The sequence below is a fragment of the Trichocoleus sp. DQ-U1 genome (assembly GCF_039961925.1).
GTDB lineage: Bacteria > Cyanobacteriota > Cyanobacteriia > Cyanobacteriales > FACHB-T130 > FACHB-T130.
In genome coordinates this window covers 192,002-210,067 of record NZ_JAMPKB010000001.1, presented here as the reverse complement: position 1 = coordinate 210,067, position 18,066 = coordinate 192,002, and the positions used below count along the sequence as shown (strand labels likewise).

Below are 18,066 nucleotides of genomic sequence, written 5' to 3'. Positions count from 1 at the left end.
TGTTTGCATCAATCTCTTAGCTTTTAGAGTGGATGCTATTTGGACTATAGCGTTATCATAAAAAACATTCAATTGTCATAACTCAGTCGGATTTGTCTTCCCGTGCAAAGTAACTTCAACAGAGATTCTGACTCTAGTCCTGCTATACAAGATAGCGATCCGGGTTTGCGAGCATTTGCTAACCGTCTTGCCAATAGTATCGAGCGAGATGTTTTAGTTCAAAAGACGACCGACGACCTAAGAGATTTGCTTCAAGTCGATCGCGTCGTTTTATATTACTTTTATCGCCAATGGAAAGGGCAGGTTACGTTTGAGTCCTTGAGGTCTAGAGAATACTCGATCTTCGGCTCAACAGGCCCCGATGATTGTTTTAATGATGAATATGCTGCCTTGTACCAAGCAGGAAGGATACGAGCGATCGCAGATATTGAATTAGAACCGATTAACCCTTGCCACCGCGATTTTCTCCGCACGATGAAGGTACGCGCTAATTTAGTGGTGCCAATTCTCAATTCTGTTCGGTTGTGGGGATTGCTAGTTGCTCATAATTGTCAGGATGCTCGTACCTGGACATCTTCGGATCTTGAAGCAATGCAAAAAGCAGCAGAAACTTTGGCAACGGCTCCTTCAATCCGAGATAGCTAAGTTGTGCTATTTCTTCAATGATTCGTGAAGGCGAAATCCCCGATTTCGAGCGAGAAATCGGGGATATAAACCACTGGCATCTCAAAACTCATATCGGATTCTTATAAAAGTAAGTGTAAAGGGGATTTTTTTACCTAATTTTAGCCAATTTATGCTTGCAAAATGGTGGGGTAACAACTTTTTAGAATGATTGAGCGATCGCGCTCATTGCCTACTCGATAACTTGCCGGGTAAATTTCCTCTATTTCAGCTTAAATTCATCAAACTTTACCACCTCTGAGTCCGGTTTTCGCGTATCAAAACGGTAACTGCTCACCATACCCGTACCCGTGTTGAAGATACTAAATGCCGTCATCTCATTACTTGCCACATACGACAATGGCTTCCCATCTTCACCTATCAGCGGCGCAATGGTCGGTACCACTGCTTCCAACCCATTCGGATCGCCCGTTAGGATATCATTCTCTTGATACTCTTCTGGTACAGGTCGCTTCTTTTCGCCCAGCGCCGCACCGTAGGAGTTGCCGACATTCGAGGTTTCTAAAAAGTGCATCCCGGTAGAACTGACAAAGCGATTCCACAGGTGCGAGTGCCCATAAAATACTAACTGCACATTAGCAGCCTCTAGCAACGGCTCCACATCTCGGATAATGTAATCTGCTTCTCTAGGGTACTTGTAACGCACCGATTTAATATTGCCATTCGCATCTCGGTCGATTGTCTGCACCGGATCGGTATAAGGAGGGACAATGTTATCCCCCAGTGAATGTGGTGGGTGATGAAACATCACAACTTTATACTTTGCTTGCTTAAACTCCGGGCTATTCAGTTCTTTTTCGAGCCAGGTGTATTGTTCGCTACCCTTGGCAATTGGCTCAAAGATGTGCTGCCCATATCCCCACTTCTCCGGGTTATTTAAGTGTTTTTCTGGTTCGCGGTATCTTCCCTTTGTCTTCTCCTCCAATCCCCAGTAACGCCACGCATTGGTCGCGTAAAGTACCACCAACCGCACATCACCAAATGTGACGGCATAATATTTTTTTCCACCCTCCTTGCTTTCAGGTAAAGTAAAAATTTCTTCGTAAGTATTGGTATTAAAAGAATTATCTTTTAACTGTTGAAGAGACGCGAAATTGCGCTTCGTGTCCTCACCGGGGTTTAGTTGCTCAGCCTTTTTTTCTTCTGCCTTTTGTGCATAAACTTCCTGAGCAGCCCAACGAGGATAGGAGTCATCGAACTGGTCGTTTAAGCTACTTTCCATCGAGAAGCGTCCCATCACCTCATGATTGCCAATCGCTGCAAACATGGGGGCGTTTTGAATTATCTGTCCACCCCGATAAACCGTCTTGACACCATTGTGTTCAAGTTCATTGTGTTCAAGTTCGTAGCTGCTGCGACCTTGGAGGCAAGGAAAGAAGGCACCCCCCCGATTATCATCAAACCACTCGGAGGCACGGTCGGGAATGTTGACTAAGTCACCGACAAAGAAGACAGCGTCTACTTGCCCGACGGTCTCAACGACCTTCTGAAGATTGGCAGATGTCATCGGCTTGAGCTGGTGGTCGGAAGTCAGCAAAATTTTCAGTGATGTGCCCGGTGTGGGTTTGGGGGCGAGCGTGAATACCTTACTGCTAACGCTCGTACCATCTTCCCGCAGGCTAGTGACGCGATAAGAAACTCGCGTGCCAGGAGTTAACCCAGTCACCTCTGCTTCGTGCCGCCAGATGTCTCGGCTGGTCGGCTGCTGGTAAATCTGACCGTCTTGAGTCTGATTTCCTACCCGCGATTGACTATCCTCACGAGTGCGGCTGAGTTTGGTGGTACTGGCGACGACACTGCGAGCCAGATTCTCACCGTAGGCGACACGATGCTCACCAGCAAACTCAGTAAACCACACGACTCGCACGCTTGTTTCGGTCGGCAGTTGTAGAAAGGGATCGGTTAGCAGCTGGGGTTGAGATGTCATAACTGGCTGCTTAGTTAATAGGACAATTATTAGGGTAAGCGATGTCACAACCAGAAAAATAGCTGCCGTCAGCAGAGAGCGGCTGGTTAAACGTCTGAGCATAAGCGATCGCTCCACAACAATAACCGCGATACAGGCTCCCTACACGCTAAGCCATGAGCTTCTATGACTTCTATGACAATAATGAGCGATTTTTTATCTCCCTCAGGAGAACTCGCCCCTTTCAACTTAACGGATTCTGCCGGACTAATCGGAGTGGCGGGATTCGAACCCACGACCTCAGCTACCCCAAAGCTGCGCGCTACCAACCTGCGCTACACCCCGGCACAGTCTTATATTCTATATCAGCTTTCTTAAAGCTGTCAAGATGCAATCAGAAAACCTTTAACATTTGAGCCGCTTGCATCAAACCCGGTACTGCTGCCTCATTCCAGCTACCCTCACCCCGCCGTCCCGTGTGGAGAATGAAGCGAAGGCTGTAAGCATGGGGGTAGCCCTCCACTTCCATCCAAAGTAAGTCGCTTTCAGTTTCGCAGGCGATTTTCTCCTCATCCATCAACTCAGCCGCTATCTGGCTCATACTTTCTGCCAATTGCGCCAGCAAGCGACAAAACTCATTTAACTCTGCCTCTGTCAGCTCTATCGCCCAATCATCCCCACCAACTAACCCTTTAAACTCAGTCGTGTTAGGGTTCCAGCCAATGCGCCAGCCAACTCCACTTTTGATGAGACGTTCCATAAAAGTCATTAAAAATCAAAAACTAAAGCGCTTTTCTTACATTTTTAGTTTTTAATTTTTCATTACTTGAGTAACTGAGCATCTCCTGGCTGAGGCAGTGCTAGCCCTCCACTGGGTTTGGGTGCTGCCTGTGGCTGAGGTGAAGCGCTGGGAGAAGGTACGGGTGCCTGCTGCTGAGAATTGGGAGTGAATAGACTCACGAGGACTTGAACTAAGGCGTCTCGTTGCGCTCGATTCAGACGTTCAATGACCGCGCGATCGCTCTGCATGGGATTTTTCTGCAACGTATCATAACCCGGATATAGCGACTCCTGGATTAGTTCGTTTGCGCCCAGATAGTCCGCTAAGGTCAGTTTCCAGTCCAGCCGATAATTGGGCGGACGTGACTTTACATAAACGTGATAGCGGATGATGCGCCCCACGAGCGTATTTTCCGATGCCTGCTTGCCAGTTTCCTTGCTGATGTATTGATTTTCTAGCGGCAAATCCGGTAGGCGTTGATAAACTTGCCGCCAGACATCCTGAGTTCCGTACATCTGGGCAATCGCAGGCTGTTCGGAAAGATGAAAAAGCGAGGATGAAGGATCAAAGATGCTTCCCCAAGGAAATAAAAACAGCGCCGTTAGAGAGGCAACGGCAAAACGTAGCATTCGCTTGGGAAATTTTCTGGTTTGTCGCTTCATCTTGCTTGTTGTTTTTTATCTAATCGCCAATAATTTCCGGTTGCGTTAGCTCATCGGACATTTCCAGAATCGCCCGCAGCACTGGCTTCATCATCGGATCGTCAACATTATCAAAGTCTTCATAGCGACGGCGCTTAGCGCGATTCGCTACTTGAACGGTAATCCGGTAGCGATTGGAAGCAGCACTCACCAGCTCTTCAGCCCGGAGTAAAACTTCGGTTGTATCAAACTTGAAACGCTTTTGCATCACGTTGGATTAGTTGTTAATTGTTGTTCGTGAGTAGCGGCGCACAGTCGCGCGACCCTCCTGTCACCTTGCACCCTTCAGTCTAGCAGGAGTCCCCAATTTTTGTGGCTGTTAGCACCGCCCGGAGATTCACTGAAGAATTTCTTTCAAGACAAAGAATCGTTTAATATTATGTAGATTCTTATCAATCTATCTATATCATTCTGAAAATAAGTTCGAGATTACAGTCCATGCAAACCCTTGTCCCTCCTACGATTAAGCCGTTTCCTGAAAGCGATCGCCATCCTCTGAAGCTTGTAGCACTGGGAGACAGTCTTGTTTATGGATTCGGCGATCCGGAAGGTGGCGGGTGGGTAGAGCGGCTGCGGCGTCGCTGGATGCTGCCGGATAGTCCGGGACACGTTCTCTACAATTTGGGTGTCCGGGGTGACGGCATCAGCCAAGTGCAACAGCGGTTAGAGCAGGAGTTTCGCCATCGCGGTGAGCTGAGAAATCGCGTACCCGATGCAATTATTCTATCAGTCGGGGTCAATGATTCGGCTCGGTTGGCTCGACCGACTGGGCGGAATTTTACCGATTTTGAAGTTTTCAAAGCAGAAATGGATTTGTTGCTGGAGCGATGTACTCAGAGCGCTACCGCAACGCTAACCCAAAGATTCTGTCCGGTACTCTTTGTGGGGATGGTGCCGGTAGATGAGGCGAAAATGCCATTTTTGGACTGTTTTTACTATAATCACGGCGATCAATATCGCTATAAAGAAGCAACGCGGTTAGCGTGTCAGGCGCGACAGATTCCTTATCTAGATATTTTCGAGCTGTGGATGAATCGGGGTGAAGATTGGTGGCGATCGCATCTGACCGAAGACGGACTCCACCCCAATGTTGCAGGCTATCAGGCATTACTCCAAGATGTCCTCAACTGGGAGCCTATGCAACAATTGGCGAACGACCGTTTAGCGACAGCCTAAGCTGTCCCGCGTAGAAACACCCGTTATTGGGTTCACACCTTCTGCTCGTTGACAGAGCTGAGCCACTTCGTAGCGGTCAATTAGTGCATCCGTAAAATCTGCGCCCGTAATGATGGTGTCGTAGAAGCGAGTCCGCGTCAACGTCGCTTCCGTTAAAATCGCGTTGGTTAAATTAGCCTCGTCCAACGTTACTCGGTCTACCAAAGCCCCAGTCAGGTTTGCTCCTTCCAGATTTGCTTTTAATAACACTCCCTTGGTCAAAATCGCATTGGTAAGGTCAGCTCCCTGGAAGTTTGTTCCTCGCATTTCAGCTGCGACAAATACACCACCAACTAAATCAGCATTCGAGAAATCCCGATTTTCCAAATTAATATTGGTGTAATTAATTGTCCCTGCCTGAGCAAAAGCAGGAGTAGCGCTCAACATCACCCACAGCCATGCCAAAGCTAATAGCAAGATACCGCTAAGCACGCGCACCACAAAATTTTTAATTGCTTTTGAAGTTAAAGGTTGCATAGGATTAATCAAAAATTTAAAAAGCAAGTTGTTCTTTTTAAGGCTCTCCAGCTTCGTCTGCAATCAAAGATAAAAATAAGGCAGCTTTTCAATTTTTTATTGTACATTTTTCATTGTATCGAGCCAGTCTTCACCCACTCGTAGGGTAATCTCAGATTCCAAATCACCGATAGAAGCCGCTTCAATATGACCGACGCCCAGCACTCTTTTCAAAGCCGCTGCTTTTGTTAAATCGCCTTGCTGGACAATAATTTGGGTTTGGCGTTCGCGGTCGGGCCAATCATTGACAACATAAACATTTACAAATCCCTTCGCCGCCAGATATTCAGAAACGCGATAAGCGATACCAGGCTGCTCGGTGGCATTTTGGATTGCGATTCTCAGGGTGCTAAGAGAACGGCTTTCCTCTACAGAGGCAAGAGTCGTTTCTTGCCCAAAATATTGGCGCATGATGCGATCTCTCCCCTCGGAATCCAGAATCCAATAGCTGGCAATGTACTCCTGGGGGTCGCTGAATCGACCGGGCAACAACACCATTTTGAAATCATCTTGCTCCAAGTTGATGCCAAAATTTGCCAGCGCTAGGGTTTCTTCTAAGCTGAGATTCGTGTCAACGTACTTCCACATCACCCGGATCAGTTGAGGCAAGCGAGGCAATACGGCTGGGTTCGTCAGACGCTGCCGCAACGACTTGAGAAGGGCTTGCTGTCGCTGCACCCGACCAATATCGCCGTTCTTGTCATTTCGGAACCGCGCAAATTGTTCTGCTTGGTCGCCATTGAGAGTTTGCCAGCCTGGGGAAAGATCGATTTTGAGTTTTTGGGTTTCGTCTACATAGGACATCTGGCGAGGAACAAATACCTCAATGCCGCCCACCAAATCCACCAACTCCCGAAAGGCATCGGTGGTGACTCGCACGTATCGATCGATCTGGACGTTGTTTAGGGTACGGCTGACAACTCGTGCGGATAAGGCTGCGCCCCCGTTGACATTCGCCTGGTTGATCTTGTTAAAACCAACGCCCGGAATTTCCACTCGCGTATCTCGTGGAATGGAAAGCATTTTCACAGAATGGTCAGTCGGGTCTAACCGTAACAGCAGCATCGTATCGCTGTTGCCAGTGAAATTATCCGGCGAATTATCTGGTGAGTTGTGGAGGCGGTCAATTCCCATAACCAGGATATTGACGGGTCGCGCCAGACGGTACTGAAAACCTCGACCCCATCCCTCAGTCGCAGTTTTTTCTCCTGGAGTCTGGGAGGCAACGATCGGCGACAAAGGGGTAATCAGTGCTAAAGTTGCTCCTACTGTGGCAGAAACTGTTGCTGTGATGATAAAGACAGCGATCCATAACAAGCGCCGCCCCAAGCTATTTCTTTGGGGCGAAACCTCATTTGCCACATCGCTTGTCTGCGATTGGGGTGAGGTATCGGAATCGTCATCAACGGCATCTGTACGGGGTTCCTGCTGATTGCCAGAACCTTTAGACATTTCGTGGTCTGGACTGGTTTGAGACTGTTTGATACCTTCTTCCACGTTTACCTCATCACCACAACCGCAGACTATATGTATCTTTCTGGAGACTTATTTCCAAGGTGGATTATAACTTTAGGTTCTCCATCTCCCAAAGGAAATGACATTGCAGCGGTGCCTTAAGCTTGTTTCTACAGGTTGGTTTCTACAGAAATTTGGGAGAAGTTGCACGAGGCGTTTGACCGGGAGTAAGCACAAAGGTTAAACAGCGATCGCGATCGCGTCAAGGTTAACATAGAGCCGAAAAGAATCGCTAAAGCCAAAAATGAACCAATCGCTAATACCTGTCATTCTCGCCGGTGGTAAAGGGGAACGCTTCTGGCCTCTCAGCCGCAAGCACCGACCCAAGCAGTTTTTAAGTTTGGATGGCAGCGGTAAGAGTTTGCTGCAAGCAACTGCCGACCGGCTGTTATCTCTGGCTGGAGGCTGGGAGAAGCTATGGGTCGTTACTTCGGCTTTGCTGGCAGATGGGGTGAAAGAACAACTGCCCCACCTACCAGCAGAAAATTTGCTGGTAGAACCAGAGGGGCGCGATACTGCCCCAGCGGTCGCTTGGACAACACTGGAAATTGCCAAGCGGTATGGAGAAAACGCGGTTGTCGGCTTTTTCCCCGCCGACCATTGGATTGCAGACGAGAAGGCTTTTCAACAAACGCTGGAAGCCGGTGCAAGCTTGGCAGCAACTCAGCCGTCGATTGTGACGCTGGGGATTCAGCCGAATTATCCATCTACGGGCTACGGTTACATTGAGCAAGGGGAAGAAACTGGCAAGGTTGGGGAATTTCCCACCTACCGCGTCAGCCGATTCACGGAAAAACCCGACCGCCCGACGGCAGAGGAGTTTTTGGCAACGGGTCGATTCAGCTGGAATAGCGGAATGTTCATCTTCCAAGCTGGGGTCGTGCTAGATGAACTTCGCACTTACGCGCCGGAAATGATGGATCTTCTCGAAGAAAAAGGTGTCGAAGCGTACTCTCAGGTGCCGAAGAAGAGTATCGACTATGCGCTGATGGAGAAGACGCAGCTAGCTTATGTGCTGCCAGTGTCCTTCGGGTGGGACGATTTGGGAGATTGGAACGCCATCGAACGGTTGCTGAAAGGCGATAAGCCCAATGTAGAACTGGCGACTCACGTGGGAATGGATACGCAAGGGGCGATTCTCTACGCCGAGGGTGAGGATGAGGTAATCGTGACGATTGGGATGGAGGATGTAGTGATTGTGCGCGATCGCAATGTCACGCTGATTGTCCAAAAAGACCGCACCCAAGAAATCAAAAAGGTTCTTGAGTTGCTACGAACCGATCCGAAGCTTGAAAAGTTGCTGTAATCTACCCTCCAACGGAAGGCAGAAGTTGGAAGTATGAAGTATTAATAAGAGGGATGATGGCTAATGGCGAATTGCGAATTGTTCAAGACCCATTAGCCAGACTTCCATGATTCCATTAGCTATCCCTTAAAACCCGTGTTTTCCTTAACCCAAACCACTTCTCGCCAAAGAGAAATCCTTGAGGTCGTCTTCCGCAACGGTTGGGACTACATGAGACGGCTCTTGACCGGCGGCAAAGCTGATGAACCGAGGCTGCCGACTCCCGCCGTCCTTCGCAACATCTTAGTGGATTTGGGGCCAGTCTATGTCAAGCTGGGGCAACTGCTCTCGACTCGCCCTGACTTACTCTCGGCGGACTACATTGAAAAACTGTCAACGCTTCAATCTGAGGTACCGCCCGTGCCTTGGTCAGAGGTTGAAGTGGTGATTCGGAAGCAATTGGATCGTCCGATGGAGGAGGTTTTCAGCACCATCAACCCGGTGGCGGTTGCTGCTGGTTCAATTGCTCAGACGCATCGCGCCACCTTAGCAGATGGGCGGGAAGTGGCTCTGAAGGTGCAGCGACCGGGAATTGATGCGATTATCTCTCAAGATATTTCCATCATTAAAGGTTTAGCCGATTTAGTTGCTCGCACCGATATTGGGCCAGATATCGATATTGTCGCTTTAGCGAACGAATTTTCTAATGCTTTGCTGGCTGAGCTTGATTTTACCCAAGAAGCCAATTTCACCAACCAGCTACGCCGCAATTTATCGACCAGCCGCTGGTTTGACCCGAAGCAGGTGGTGATTCCGGAAATTATTTGGCAGTTAACCACCCAAAAGCTATTGGTACTGGAATGGCTAGATGGGGTACCGTTGCTAGAGGCAAATTTCGAGCAAATCAACGACGGTAAAAGCCCCAGCGACCAGCGGCGAGACATCACTCGGCTACTGTGTCGCGTTTTCTTTCAACAGTTGTATCTTGACGGCTTCTTTCACGCTGACCCGCATCCAGGCAATATTTTTTATCTGAGAGATGGTCGCGTAGCGCTGCTTGACTTTGGGATGATCGGGCGACTAGACCCCCGGACTCAGCAGATTTTAACGGAGATGCTGTTAGCGATCGCAAATATTGATGCCCGTCGCTGTAGTCAGTTGACTTTGCAATTAGCTGAATCGGCTCAACCAGCAAATTTAGCAAAGTTAGAAAGTGACTTTGAAAAGCTGTTGCGAAAGTATTACAACCTGAGTCTGTCGCAAATCAATTTGAGTCAAGTTTTTTATGAAGTGTTGCAAGTCGCCCGCGACAATAAAATCCGCTTGCCTAGCAATATGGGATTATATTCAAAAACGCTAGCAAATTTGGAGGGCACAGGGCATTTATTTGACCCAGACTTGAATCTCATCGAGGAAATTAAGCCTTTGATGACCGATTTATTCCGGCGTCAATTATTCGGGGATGACCCGTTGCAAGCTTTGCTGAGAACAGCTTTAGATATTAAAAGTTTATCTTTAGAATCTCCCCGCCAAGTGGAGTTGCTACTCGAAAGAATCACTTCTGAAACTTTGAAGTGGAATATCAAGATGCCAGATATCATTCCATTTCGCCGAAGTTTGGAGAACTCTGCTAACCGCCTTTCCTTTAGTGTTGTCGTGGGTTCCCTAATTATCGGGGCGGCGATTATCTCCAGCAATGCTCAAACAGGAGGGGGGCTATCTTTATTAAGCAATGGTTTATTTGCTGCTGCTAGCTTCCTGGGTTTGTGGCTAATTGTAAGCATCCTACGTTCTGGGCGTTTGAAGTGATAGAGTTACTGTTGTCTAGGAAGTAAACTTTTTTTATCACGAATCAAGCTTAATAGGGCAATCCTATTTAAGGTATGAGAGCCTAGCAGTTTTAAATCCCCGAATTCTTGAAAAATTCGGGGATTTCGCATTTCGGGATTATATAGAACTGCTAGATCAAGGCTATCTGCTCACCGATGTTTACAAACAGCCTCTAAAAGTCGGAAAATGGGCTATTAATTTAAAGTCACATACTTCTATTGATCAAAATAAAAGGCTCTCCTCTTTTGCTCGGCATCTTTCTAGTGTCGCTGACGCTACGCATCCTGGCAATTACCGTTCCCATCAATTCTGATGAAGTGCTGTGGATGACTCGCGGTAGCACCTTTATACAGAACTTGCTGGAAGGAGATTTAACTGGCACCTATCGCCGTCACCATCCAGGCGTCACCAATATGTGGGTGATTGGCAGCAGTATGTTAGCGAATTGTCTGTTGCACCAGCAGTTTCCAGGCTTGCTAGGTCTGAATCAGCCACTAGACCTGAATGCCTGTTTAAACCAAGTTCAGTTCCCCATCCTCTTCTACGTGCTGCCGCGCTTGCTACAGGCTGCGATCGCTTCAGCGTGTATGGTGTGTTTTTATATCCTCACGAAGCGGCTGTTGGGGCAATCCGTCGCGCTATGCTCTCTTAGCCTACTGCTACTAGAACCCTTCTTTTTAGCTTATCAGCGCTACCTCACTACTGACGCGCTGATGGCTGATTTTAGTATTTTGGCGTTGCTGCTATTTTTACTGTATCTGCGGAGCGATCGCTACCGCTATCGTCGCCAGTTGCTTGTCGCCTCTGGAGTATTTATGGGACTGGCGACAGCGACAAAAGTGACGGCTCTATTTATCTTGCCTGCTGTTGCCCTCTCGATAGCGCTAATTGAGTCGGGAATCTGGCGAACTAGCTTTCCTCCAAGGGGTTGGAAGCGGCAGTTGGCAGATTTCAGGTGGTGGGGATTGAGCATTTTAGGGACAATCGTTCTAATTTGGCCTGCGATGTGGGTGTCCCCTTCCTATGTTGTGGCGCAGATTTATAAAGGTCTGTTGAAAGAGTCAGCCAGAGGCGTACTTTTCTTTTTAGGGCAAATCACTGATTCGCCGGGACTACTTTTTTATCCGCTAGTGCTGGCGTATCGTCTCTCACCCGTTCTGCAAGTGGGGTTGGTGGCATTTTTAGCGATATTGCTAATCCCCAAGCTACGGCGTCACCAAAAGAAGATGCCGGAAGTAACAGCACTCGCTTTAGTTCCCTTGTGCGTGCTGCTGATCCTCTCAGTCAGCGACAGTAAGATTGACCGTTACATTAATCTTTTCTTGCCAGTGCTAGCACTGCTATCTGCGGTTGGCTGGCTAGAAATAGTGGTTTGGGTCGGACGCGGCGCGGAGGCACTGCGGTGTCGGTTTGGGAAGCATCACATTGGTCAGTGGGGAATTAACCGAGGCGTAACGACAGCGATCGCGCTTTTCGGATTACAACTTATCGTTCTTATCCCCTACTATCCTTATTACATAAGCTATTACAACCCTTTGCTGGGTGGTTCGGGTACTGCCAAACAGATATTTATGATCGGTCAAGGCGAGGGTCTGGACTTAGCGGCTAAATGGTTGAATCAGTCACCCAATGCCAAAGAAATCAAAGTCGCTAGTTGGTATAGTTCCTCGTTTGCCGCCTATTTTCACGGTCAAACTTTACCGATAGAAAAAGATATCCTGCCCGATCCTCAACCTTGGACAACGGGGAATCGCGTGGTATTGTACTACAACCAATTCCAGCGTCAATTACCAGAACCGAAAGCGATCGCTTACTTTGCCGCGCAGCAACCGTTATATGCAGCACGATTGCACGATATTGACTATGCACGAGTGTATCCTGGCCCCGTGCCTTTACCAGAGGATTTAGAACGCATTCAGGTTCCGCTTTCTCTGTCTTTCGGCAAGCAGGTGCGATTGCTCGGTTATGACCTGAATACTTCTAAAATATCGCCTAGTGAAGCGCTGGTAGTAACATTTTACTGGAAATTTTTGGCACCGCTCTCCCCTGATATGACGATTAACGTAAGCCTGCGCGACACGCAAGGAAAGCTACAAAACCGTTCCGATGCACGTCCGCTGGATGGTTATTTTTTCACAGATAAAGTAACTTCAGGTACAGTCTTACGCGATGTCCATAAACTTACAGTTACACCCGGTACGCCACCCAATCGCTACCGTCTTGAGGTAGGGTGGTATTCGCCCAGCAACGGACAAGCATTGGAAGTCCGTGATGCGGTCGGAAATTCCCCAGGAACCCAAGCAATCATTGGTGAGGTCGAGGTAATAAGGTCAGATACATAATATAAACGCTTGACTAATTTCACCTATTACATAAAAACCTACATAAGGTTTGTCTGCTAGCTATTTAATTGGGAGTATCTCTCTTGTGAAAATTTATATAACCCATCCTCAGCTAGGATTTCTCCCTTTCTCCTTTCTCCCTCCCCGTTAACGGGGAGGGTTGGGGTGGGGTTCCGGAGTGCAATTAGTTTTTTAAAATGTATTAAAAATATCCTCTTCATTTACCATTAGCCTCTCATCAATTATGAACTTTAGGCGTTCGCCGCCTATAAAATTAAATATTTTATTAAAAATGACCCATTTAAAGAATATCTTTTTTTCGATAATCATCCTATTTCTCTATATTGGCTTTGTACTTGCCATCAGACCAGTTCAAGAAGCCTTTGAATTCGATTATGACGAGGGATTAAATTTAATCAAAGCGCTTTTATACTCGCAAGGCTTTTCTCTATACACGCAGATATGGAACGATCAACCTCCTCTATTCACCGTCTTTTTATCTTACTGGTTTAATGTATTTGGATATTCAGTTTTTGCGGCACGGGTGTTGGTTATACTCTTTTCAGCACTTCTAATTTGGTCTTTTTATCAAATTATACGCTTCTCTTTAGGAAAAATACCTGCGCTTGTTGCTACACTATTACTCTTCACCTCATGGCTATTTCTTAGACTCAGCATTTCCGTGATGATTGGGATTCCCTCTTTATCTCTGGCAATGCTCTCTGTTTATTTCCTAACTCTCTACAAACGGCAGCGTCGTAAACGTTTCATTATTTTATCAGGAGCCGTTTTAGCAGTATCTTTGCAAACGAAACTATTTACTATATTTCTGGTTCCTTTAATGATTTTTTATCTGCTGGATTTTAAACTCCGAGAACCGGAGGGAAGTAAATCAAAAAACTTCTTTCCTTCCTCTGTTTTATCTCCTCTGCTTTTATGGTTAATTTTTATTGCAGTTATCTATCTAGGAGTTAGCTTAATTTTTCAAGCTTTTAATTATGAACAGCTAGTTCAAGCACACTTGGGAGAGAAAGTTCAAGGTCAATCCACAACCTTTAATAATATTGAAAATTTACCTTACTTTCTTTATCAAGACTATGACTATGTATTTTTGGCATTCATTGGTAGTCTAGCAATTTTATTTAAAAAACAAAGAGAGGGGATTTTTCCTATAACATGGCTAGTGACTGCTAGCCTAATTCTCCTCAAGCATAAACCTGTTTGGTATCACTACTATCCTTTACTGGCGATTCCCATCTGCTGGTTAGCTGGCTATGGAGTTGCTTTAGTCATTAATTTTTTTCCAGAAGGGTGGAATTGTAATCCAAAATCCCTAAACTTCAAAAAGCTAATTTTTCCCATTTTAGCCACAGCACTTTTGATTGTCTCTATGATTGCGATTCCTGCTAAGCCTAAAGGAAGACCACCCAAAAGTCTTGAAGTTATGAATCTAGTGTTAAAACACAAGGATTCCACTCAATGGATATTCACGGATCGTCCCATATACGCTTTTTATGCGGGTTTGCCGGTTCCTCCAGAACTTGCCGTTATGTCAGATAAACGATTTAAATCGGGAAATTTGACTTTCGATGATATTATTGCTGTTTTGACAAAGTATCGTCCCGAACAAATTGTCCTAGCAAGATGGATTGAAACATTTAAGAGTAATAGTCAATTCAACACTTACATCGACGAAAATTACTCAAAGACTTATCAAGATGACAAAGGGACGGTAGAACATTATTTATTAAAGAAATCTTCCAGTTAGGGAAATTGCGACTGTTGCTCGAAAAGAGATGATAGTGGATTCTCAAACGCAGCGCTACCGTATTTAATGACTGGGACTTTGCCATAAAGCGAGATATCTGCGAACCACTCCGGCTTATTTTGCAAGTCAATCTCGATCAGTTTAAACTCTACACCTTTCTCAAGCAGCGCCAACCGCGTTCGATGGGCATAGGGACACACGCTTGCGCTGTAGATTTCTACTTCAGCCATGACTTTATCGTTTGCTAGTTATAGCTTGATTGTCACTTTTTCAGCTGAGTTTGTAGGTAGTTGGGGAGGATGCGAGAAGGGATCGCAGTTTCAGAAATTATTAGTCATTCAGCCTTATGTAGCTGAATCCTATTTAAAATAGATATTTATACATCGATTATCTTAGCCTTGAAAATAATTAATGCTTCCAGTCGATCAATAGATTTATAGGTTAATGCTGTTTCTAATCCCGCTGTAGCGCCCAATTCCTCTCCTTTTTTCAAAACAAGCCCTGTAATTCTCTTTAGCGTTTTTAACTTAGAGCCTGCAATTACACCAAATAAAGCTTTTTGACCAAGCTTTCTGAAGTTATCGTCGTAACTAGTATCCAGGGGCACCGTTAACTTATAGTCAATGTTATTAATAGTTTCATCTGCGCCTGATAACATCGCATCATTATCAGAAACTAGAATCTTAAAATTTGAGTAAACTTCTGCCCCAATTGCATCAAAAACATCTTGAGATATACTTAGACCTCCATCTCGTCTTATCGGCTTAGTATTTAGTATGGTTTCTGTAAGGAAAAGAACTATTTGTCTTAGTTGTTTTAAGACTTTTGTGACTGTTTTTCGATCCTGTAATTTATAGGGAACCAGAACAGGCTTTCCCTCTTTGGCATGAAACAAGCTACAACGAACCTTATAGATATCTGTAATTGTAGCTTTTTCAAAAGGTTTATTTGTTTTAAAAATTGGACTTGGCTGCGTTAAAATTCGCTTTAACCAGACGCATTCTTTCTCGTCTTTTCTTTTAGGGTCTATATAGCTAACAAGCAACTCTAGTGATAAATACATATTTCGATATGAATCAAATAGATCGTTAGTTGCTTGTGCTAATCTCAGATATCTTAGGCTTTCGTGGTATTCTGTTTTCTGAATTGGCGGCGGAGGAATTATATTTCCGGATGAATCTCTTTGAAATCCAAAAGCAGAACATTTTAGGTTATGATTGCATACAAATATTATTCTCAAAATTTGAGTTGAGCCTTCGCGCCACCATATCAGATGCTCTTCAATACTATTATTACAAACAGATAAATCTATCCCATGATTGATAGAAAGTAAGTCAAGCCCTATTTGTACATATTCATATGCTAGCTCAAAAACTGTTGACTCTGTTGCATTTTTGCCTCTAGCAACTACATAAGGGCTACTTGAACACACTTCTATTTCCCAATCTGGATTAACTTGGATTACTCGATTATATGTATGACGTTGAGTAAGAATAAACGCCGCTCCTGAATCAAGTTTTAAATTTTTATCAACGAGTGCAACGCCTGCTAATTCTGTCATATTTTATAAGAATTTTTTTACAAATAATTTAGCTGAATAACCTTCCTACAAAAGTTTTTGTAGTATTCTATCTTTTAGGAAAAAGCAGCTAACCCCGTTTTGTAGTACAATTGTAGCACGAATGGTGCTAACCATTTGGTGAATGATACCAAATTCTATCTAATTACTTATCCTCGGTGTGAAGGTACCTAGAACAGAGAGAGGAGTGCGATCGCTCTCCCGGATTACTTGGCATCAATAGCGGTTCGGGGAATACTCCGTCTAGATTCTCGTTGATGATAGTGGATTCCCAGACGCGATCGCTATCGTTACTGGTTACGGCTTAATTTTTACCTTTGCCATGAGTCACTGACTTAAGCCTGAAGCTCGTAGGCTGGATTTCCTTCGACGAACCCAGCCAAACCCTTTGAAATGTTGGGTAACGCTTAGTCGCACGGAACAAACTTACGAATTCTCGCATTTCTCCTTATGTCAGTGCCATTTCTCTATAAACGCTCACCGCTACAAATGGCTTAATACTCAGCATAACTGGTTGTTTTTATCTATAAATATTTAGTAAAGATTGCCCATAAAAAAATAAAGATTTAGTAAAGATACTTTTTTAATTGAAAGTAGTTTCCCTTGACTAAGCTTGCTCTATATCTATCAGCTTTCGCTAATAGCTTATAGCAGTTATTGAAACAGTCAGTCCTTTGATAGAAGTAAGAATACGCTCTTGAGATAGAGCCATTCGTGCGTTTGCAAAAGTTATTCTGAAAACAATTCAAGCAGAAGTAGCGAATCAAACTACAACAAAGCTAAGAATTCTTTTTTGAAAGAAAGTGCGTCACGCCGACAGACTTTCAAGGTTCTATTTTATCTACATTTTTTTGGAGTTTATCAACAGCTATGACTAATCCAAAGGATTACCAAACTTATAACCGTGAAGTTCGTCAGGATTCTTACAATGACGCTAACGGTCATACTCACACCAACGTAACGCGAACAGAAACAGTTAATAATGGCGTTGTTAAACCTAACGCTGACTCCTACCGGGATGGTTACGTTAGCGGGCGAGTCTCCGAGCGCAGCTACCAAGAAGAGAATTTAGCGGTTCGGGATAACAACAATGCCGCGAGTGGCTTGGTAATTGGCTTGCTCCTGACTTCGCTGGTAGGCTTGGCCGCTGGTACTTGGTTCTTTTTAAACCAACGGAATGACGCACCCGCTCCGGTTATCCCAAATATTGTGGTTCCTAGACAACCAGATGCCAAGCCAGCTCCTGAAGCGAAGCCAGCTCCTGAAGCAAAGCAAGCTCCTAGAAAAGAAACCACGATCATTGAAAGAACTAGGGATGTTTTGGTTCCAGTTCCTCAACAGCAAGCTCCGGCACCTCAACAGCAGGCTCCGGCACCTCAACAGCAAGCTCCGGCACCTAACATCAACATTACTGTGCCCAATGCTGAGCCAAAGCAGCCTGAGGCTCAACAAGCACCTTCGACACAAACTGCTCCCACACAGTCCGAAAGTGAGAGCGATCGCACTCCAGCTCAAGACGAATCGAGTGCAACAGATTCAACATCCAGCAGTCAACAAAACCCTGCTGCCGATAGTCCGGAAGCTCCTGGTCAGTAACAGCCATAAAAAAGCCGCGATCGTCTTACTTCAGGCGTTAATAGTTTGAAGGAGAATAGCCTCAAAGTGAATGGCTTTGAGGCTATATTTTATGTTTGGTAAAATACCCACCTAAAGAATGACAATCAGCTTTACTACCCACCCCTCACATAGTTGATGAAGCAGGGTGAGAGTTTTCATGGTGGGTTATTTCTGCCGAGCTGGTCTAGTTGCGACGTGAAGTAAGCTGCTGTTGAGTACAAGCACTTTTATAGAAAGCTTGAAACCAAGACTTCTGCCTGGTTGCGTGACAATTCGTTGCGACCATCAACAATTTGACAACTGGGCAAATAAATATGTATTTAACAC

At 45.5% G+C, this 18,066-nt stretch carries 15 protein-coding genes, 1 tRNA gene and 1 pseudogene; 7 read left to right on the top strand and 10 right to left on the bottom strand.

Features of this window, described 5'->3' with window-relative positions:
* The first annotated feature begins 102 nt into the window (after nt 1–102).
* Nucleotides 103–645 carry a GAF domain-containing protein gene (locus tag NDI34_RS00970; RefSeq protein ID WP_348231576.1) on the top strand — a complete coding sequence of 181 codons (543 nt, stop codon included), beginning with the start codon at nt 103–105 and terminating at the stop codon, nt 643–645.
* 241 nt (nt 646–886) lie between these two features.
* Here NDI34_RS00970 and NDI34_RS00965 read toward each other — a convergent pair whose 3' ends face one another.
* The 6 genes from NDI34_RS00965 to NDI34_RS00940 form a co-directional block, all read right to left on the bottom strand.
* A complete protein-coding gene (locus tag NDI34_RS00965; protein ID WP_348231590.1) occupies nt 887–2,611 on the bottom strand; it encodes a metallophosphoesterase family protein in 1,725 nt (574 codons plus the stop codon).
* A gap of 86 nt (nt 2,612–2,697) precedes the next feature.
* Entirely contained in the window at nt 2,698–2,886 is a 189-nt protein-coding gene (locus NDI34_RS00960) for a hypothetical protein (protein WP_348231575.1), read from the bottom strand.
* Nucleotides 2,862–2,935 (bottom strand) — tRNA-Pro (locus tag NDI34_RS00955). Before NDI34_RS00955 ends, NDI34_RS00960 begins: the two co-directional genes overlap by 25 nt.
* A gap of 49 nt (nt 2,936–2,984) precedes the next feature.
* A complete protein-coding gene (locus NDI34_RS00950; RefSeq protein ID WP_348231574.1) occupies nt 2,985–3,350 on the bottom strand; it encodes a DUF1818 family protein in 366 nt (121 codons plus the stop codon).
* A 62-nt stretch (nt 3,351–3,412) separates the two neighbouring features.
* Nucleotides 3,413–4,033, bottom strand: coding sequence for a hypothetical protein (locus tag NDI34_RS00945; RefSeq protein WP_242030534.1), 621 nt, complete (start codon nt 4,031–4,033; stop codon nt 3,413–3,415).
* A 19-nt stretch (nt 4,034–4,052) separates the two neighbouring features.
* Entirely contained in the window at nt 4,053–4,280 is a 228-nt protein-coding gene (locus NDI34_RS00940) for a DNA-directed RNA polymerase subunit omega (RefSeq protein ID WP_190416141.1), read from the bottom strand.
* A 230-nt stretch (nt 4,281–4,510) separates the two neighbouring features.
* On the opposite strand from NDI34_RS00940, the gene NDI34_RS00935 reads away from it, so the two are divergent.
* Nucleotides 4,511–5,248: a GDSL-type esterase/lipase family protein gene (locus NDI34_RS00935; RefSeq protein WP_190439564.1), complete on the top strand. Its 738-nt coding sequence runs from the start codon at nt 4,511–4,513 to the stop codon at nt 5,246–5,248.
* Here NDI34_RS00935 and NDI34_RS00930 read toward each other — a convergent pair.
* Nucleotides 5,234–5,764: a pentapeptide repeat-containing protein gene (locus tag NDI34_RS00930; RefSeq protein WP_348231572.1), complete on the bottom strand. Its 531-nt coding sequence runs from the start codon at nt 5,762–5,764 to the stop codon at nt 5,234–5,236. The two genes, NDI34_RS00935 and NDI34_RS00930, sit on opposite strands and share 15 nt — an antisense overlap.
* A gap of 96 nt (nt 5,765–5,860) precedes the next feature.
* Nucleotides 5,861–7,300, bottom strand: a complete 1,440-nt coding sequence (locus NDI34_RS00925; RefSeq protein ID WP_348231571.1) for an LCP family protein — start codon at nt 7,298–7,300, stop codon at nt 5,861–5,863.
* A 262-nt stretch (nt 7,301–7,562) separates the two neighbouring features.
* Here NDI34_RS00925 and NDI34_RS00920 point away from each other — a divergent pair, with 262 nt between their 5' ends.
* From NDI34_RS00920 to NDI34_RS00905, 4 genes are all read left to right on the top strand, one after another.
* Nucleotides 7,563–8,624, top strand: coding sequence for a mannose-1-phosphate guanylyltransferase (locus tag NDI34_RS00920; RefSeq protein ID WP_348231570.1), 1,062 nt, complete (start codon nt 7,563–7,565; stop codon nt 8,622–8,624).
* Between the two features lie 135 nt (nt 8,625–8,759).
* Nucleotides 8,760–10,412, top strand: a complete 1,653-nt coding sequence (locus NDI34_RS00915) for an AarF/ABC1/UbiB kinase family protein (RefSeq protein WP_347277012.1) — start codon at nt 8,760–8,762, stop codon at nt 10,410–10,412.
* Between the two features lie 284 nt (nt 10,413–10,696).
* Nucleotides 10,697–12,775 (top strand): glycosyltransferase family 39 protein, encoded by a 2,079-nt coding sequence (locus tag NDI34_RS00910; RefSeq protein ID WP_348231569.1) that lies wholly within the window; start codon nt 10,697–10,699, stop codon nt 12,773–12,775.
* A gap of 244 nt (nt 12,776–13,019) precedes the next feature.
* Nucleotides 13,020–14,543, top strand: a complete 1,524-nt coding sequence (locus NDI34_RS00905; protein ID WP_348231568.1) for a glycosyltransferase family 39 protein — start codon at nt 13,020–13,022, stop codon at nt 14,541–14,543.
* A 56-nt stretch (nt 14,544–14,599) separates the two neighbouring features.
* Here NDI34_RS00905 and NDI34_RS00900 read toward each other — a convergent pair.
* Nucleotides 14,600–14,773: pseudogene (locus NDI34_RS00900) on the bottom strand (glutathione S-transferase N-terminal domain-containing protein); the annotation flags it as partial.
* Nucleotides 14,774–14,919: 146 nt separating this feature from the next.
* Complete coding sequence (locus NDI34_RS00895) at nt 14,920–16,104, bottom strand: hypothetical protein (RefSeq protein WP_190536671.1); 1,185 nt, start codon at nt 16,102–16,104, stop codon at nt 14,920–14,922.
* Between the two features lie 888 nt (nt 16,105–16,992).
* Between NDI34_RS00895 and NDI34_RS00890 the strand changes: the two genes are divergently transcribed.
* Entirely contained in the window at nt 16,993–17,718 is a 726-nt protein-coding gene (locus NDI34_RS00890; RefSeq protein ID WP_348231567.1) for a hypothetical protein, read from the top strand.
* Nucleotides 17,719–18,066 lie beyond the last annotated feature (348 nt).

Excerpts from the sequence above, each read along its gene's own strand:
- NDI34_RS00920 (WP_348231570.1), top strand. The coding sequence starts at position 7,563 with ATGAACCAATCGCTAATACCTGTCATTCTCGCCGGTGGTAAAGGGGAA.
- NDI34_RS00940 (WP_190416141.1), bottom strand. The coding sequence starts at position 4,280 with ATGCAAAAGCGTTTCAAGTTTGATACAACCGAAGTTTTACTCCGGGCT.
- NDI34_RS00930 (WP_348231572.1), bottom strand. The coding sequence starts at position 5,764 with ATGCAACCTTTAACTTCAAAAGCAATTAAAAATTTTGTGGTGCGCGTG.
- NDI34_RS00895 (WP_190536671.1), bottom strand. The coding sequence starts at position 16,104 with ATGACAGAATTAGCAGGCGTTGCACTCGTTGATAAAAATTTAAAACTT.
- NDI34_RS00965 (WP_348231590.1), bottom strand. The coding sequence starts at position 2,611 with ATGACATCTCAACCCCAGCTGCTAACCGATCCCTTTCTACAACTGCCG.
- NDI34_RS00950 (WP_348231574.1), bottom strand. The coding sequence starts at position 3,350 with ATGGAACGTCTCATCAAAAGTGGAGTTGGCTGGCGCATTGGCTGGAAC.
- NDI34_RS00905 (WP_348231568.1), top strand. The coding sequence starts at position 13,020 with ATGAACTTTAGGCGTTCGCCGCCTATAAAATTAAATATTTTATTAAAA.
- NDI34_RS00945 (WP_242030534.1), bottom strand. The coding sequence starts at position 4,033 with ATGAAGCGACAAACCAGAAAATTTCCCAAGCGAATGCTACGTTTTGCC.
- NDI34_RS00890 (WP_348231567.1), top strand. The coding sequence starts at position 16,993 with ATGACTAATCCAAAGGATTACCAAACTTATAACCGTGAAGTTCGTCAG.
- NDI34_RS00935 (WP_190439564.1), top strand. The coding sequence starts at position 4,511 with ATGCAAACCCTTGTCCCTCCTACGATTAAGCCGTTTCCTGAAAGCGAT.